Annotated in this window: 4 protein-coding genes; 2 read left to right on the plus strand and 2 right to left on the minus strand. The window is 72.6% G+C overall.

What is annotated here, in order from left to right; genetic code table 11:
• Nucleotides 1–634, minus strand: a 634-nt coding sequence (locus ABZ281_RS44660) for an alpha/beta fold hydrolase (RefSeq protein WP_356664026.1), incomplete at its 3' end; no start/stop codon positions are given.
• Nucleotides 635–741: 107 nt separating this feature from the next.
• Nucleotides 742–1,395: an NAD(P)-binding domain-containing protein gene (locus tag ABZ281_RS44665; protein WP_356664032.1), complete on the minus strand. Its 654-nt coding sequence runs from the start codon at nucleotides 1,393–1,395 to the stop codon at nucleotides 742–744.
• Between the two features lie 109 nt (nucleotides 1,396–1,504).
• On the opposite strand from ABZ281_RS44665, the gene ABZ281_RS44670 reads away from it, so the two are divergent.
• Entirely contained in the window at nucleotides 1,505–2,386 is an 882-nt protein-coding gene (locus ABZ281_RS44670) for an RNA polymerase sigma-70 factor (protein ID WP_356664028.1), read from the plus strand.
• Nucleotides 2,387–2,554: 168 nt separating this feature from the next.
• The coding region (locus ABZ281_RS44675) for a GntR family transcriptional regulator (RefSeq protein ID WP_356664030.1) at nucleotides 2,555–2,868 on the plus strand (314 nt) is incomplete at its 3' end.

Below are 2,868 nucleotides of genomic sequence, written 5' to 3' on the forward strand. Positions count from 1 at the left end.
ACTGCACGGTCCGGCCGGAGCGCAGCGTCTCGGAGAACCCCTGGGCCCGGGCCAGCGCGAGCGTCTCGGCGACCACGGCCTCGGGTGAACGGCGGCCCGGGCGGGCATAGATGGTGCTCGTCAGCAGGGTGCGGCCGAGGGCCGGGCGGGCCAGCCGCTCGACCACCGGCGGCGGCAGGCGCCGGGCGATCTGCCGCATCGTCGACAGCACGGTGAAGGCGTAACGGCGCTCGGCCTCGTTCCAGAACCCGGCGGGGGACAGCGCGGTGACCGAGCGGACGAGCTGGGCCCGGGCCAGGTCCAGCGCCAGCAGGCCGCCCAGCGAGTTGCCCGCCACGTGCGGCCGATCGATCTCCAGCGCCCCGAAGAGCGCCTTCAGGACCGTGCTCATCGTGGGCAGGTCGTGCGCCATGCCGTCCGGGAGCGCCGGTGAATCGCCGCAGCCGGGCAGGTCCACGGCGATCACGTCGCGTTCGGCCGCGAGCGCGGGGATCACCGGTTCCCACGCCTGCCGGTGGTGGCCGATGCCGTGCAGCAGGAGCAGCGGTTCGCCGCTGCCCCGGCGTGTGTAGGACAGGGTCACGCTCTGCTCGCCCTGCGCGGAGGCGACTTTGAAGGAGACGGTGGCGGACATGGGGTGCTCCTCGGCTGTACTCGCTGACGGACGCCGTAGACAGCTTGTCAGCAATTGCTACCCGCGGGTAGCCCCATGGGGGCGCCACCTTCACGGCGCAGGGCCGCTCAACGGGCCCGCCGCACCTCCAGGTTGAACTCACCGTGCCCGAACTTCTGGAACAGGCCGGCCCACAGGGGCAGCCACATCTCCACCGCGCGAGCCGCCCGGATGCCGCCCAGGTCGAGGACGCGCTCCGCGGGCCAGCCGAACTCCCCGAGCAGCGCAGTCACCTGCTCTTTGGCGCCCGGGTCGTCTCCGCAGACGAAGACGTGGTGCTCGCCCGGCACACTGGCCGGATCCACCATCACCCGGTGGTTGACCGTGTTCAGCGACTTCACCACACGCGCGTGCGGAAACGCCCGCTGGATCTGCTCGCCCACACTGTCCGACTCGACCGGGGACAGCCGCAGCTCGCCCTCCTCGAACGCCAGCGGGTTGGACACGTCCACGACGACCTTCCCGTCGACGTTCTGCGCTCCGGCGGCCTCCAGCGCGGCGAGCGCCACCCGCCCGCCGACCGCGTTCACCACGACCTCGCCGAACTCCGCCGCCTCCGCGAACGTCCCCGCGCCCGCCCTCGGGCCGGCCGAAGCGGCCCACTGCACGGCGGCCGTGTTGTCCCGTGTGCGCGAGCCGAGCCGCACCTCGTGGCCCAGCTCCACCAGCCGTCCGCCGAGCGTGCGCCCGACCTGCCCCGTGCCCAGCACCGCGTACCGCATCGCCACCTCCGCAGCCGTGCCGCCGATCATCGGCGTCCTGCCGGCCATTCTGTCCGGGAAGGGGCGGTTCCGCCTGGACAGGGCACCATCGGTGGGCTGGGATGGAGCCGTGACCACCAAGACCGCCACCGACGTTTTCGAAGCGCACCGCCCCGTCCTGCTGGGCGTCGCCTACCGCATGCTGGGACGCGTCGCCGACGCGGAGGACGTGGTCCAGGAGGCCTGGCTGCGCTGGACCGGCACACCTCGCGACGACGTGCGCGAACCGCGCGGCTACCTCGTGCGGATCACCACCCGGCTGGCCATCGACCGCCTGCGCCAGATCAAGGCACGCGGCGAGACGTACGTCGGCCCCTGGCTGCCCGAGCCGTACGTCACCGACTTCGGCGACACCGTGCCCGACACCGCCGAGCGGGCCGTGCTCGCCGACTCCGTCTCCCTCGCCGTCCTCGTGGTGCTGGAGTCGCTGTCACCGCTGGAGCGGGCCGTGTTCGTGCTCCGCGAGGCCTTCGCCTTCCCCTACGCGGACATCGCCGTCATGCTCGACCGCGGCGAACCGGCGGTGCGCCAGCTGGCCGGGCGGGCCCGCAAGCACGTCGAGGAGCGGCGCCCCCGCTACGAGGTCGATCCCGCCCAGCGCCGCGACCTCACCGAGCGGTTCCTCGCCGCGGCGGCCGACGGCGACCTCGAAGGCCTGATGGCGCTCCTCGCCCCGGAGGTCCGGCTCGTCGGTGACAGCGGCGGCAAGTCGCAGGCGCCGCTGCGGGTCCTGCAGACCGCCGACAAGGCGGGCCGCTTCCTCGTCGGCGTCGCACAGAAGAGCCTCCCGGGCCTGTCCGTGCGGTTCCTGGAGCTCAACGGCGGCCCGGCCGCGCTGATCCTGTCCGGCGGCGAACCCGACTCCGTCTTCCAACTCGACGTGGCCGACGGCCGCGTGCAGTCGGTCTACATCGTCCGCAACCCCGACAAGCTGCGGTCGCTGGCCGCCTAGACGCGCCGCCGGGCCGGTCAGCGGCGCCGCGTACCCGCCCCGTGAACGTTCCCGGCCATTGGTCTTGACCAAGGATCAGGGCCGCCCTATGGTCGCAGAGAAGTGCAACAACCTTTAATAAACAAGGGCGCTGAAACGCCGCCGACCACGGCGATTGCGGAGGACAGGGTGGGGACCACGCAGCTGGAATCGGTGCAGGAACCGAAGTACTGGCATCTCAAGACGGTGCTCAGTGAAGCGCTCGACTCGGAGTTCGCGGTGGGCGAGATCCTGCCCAACGAGCGCGACCTCGCGGCCCGCTTCGGCGTCGCCCGCGCCACGCTGCGCCAGGCACTGGAGCAGCTTGAACTCGAAGGCAGGCTGCAGCGCCGCCGCGGTGTCGGTACGACCGTCGCGCCGCCCCGCATGGGCGTCTCCCTCGGCACCGGCCCGCACACCTGGCCGGGCGGCCCCGACGACGCCTGGCAGCCCGCCGACTGCAC

The sequence above is a fragment of the Streptomyces sp. NPDC006265 genome (assembly GCF_040613555.1).
Taxonomy (GTDB): Bacteria; Actinomycetota; Actinomycetes; order Streptomycetales; family Streptomycetaceae; genus Streptomyces.

What these genes read in the sequence shown, in the direction of transcription:
- ABZ281_RS44665 (WP_356664032.1), bottom strand. Translation starts at nt 1,395, where the DNA reads ATGCGGTACGCGGTGCTGGGCACGGGGCAGGTCGGGCGCACGCTCGGC.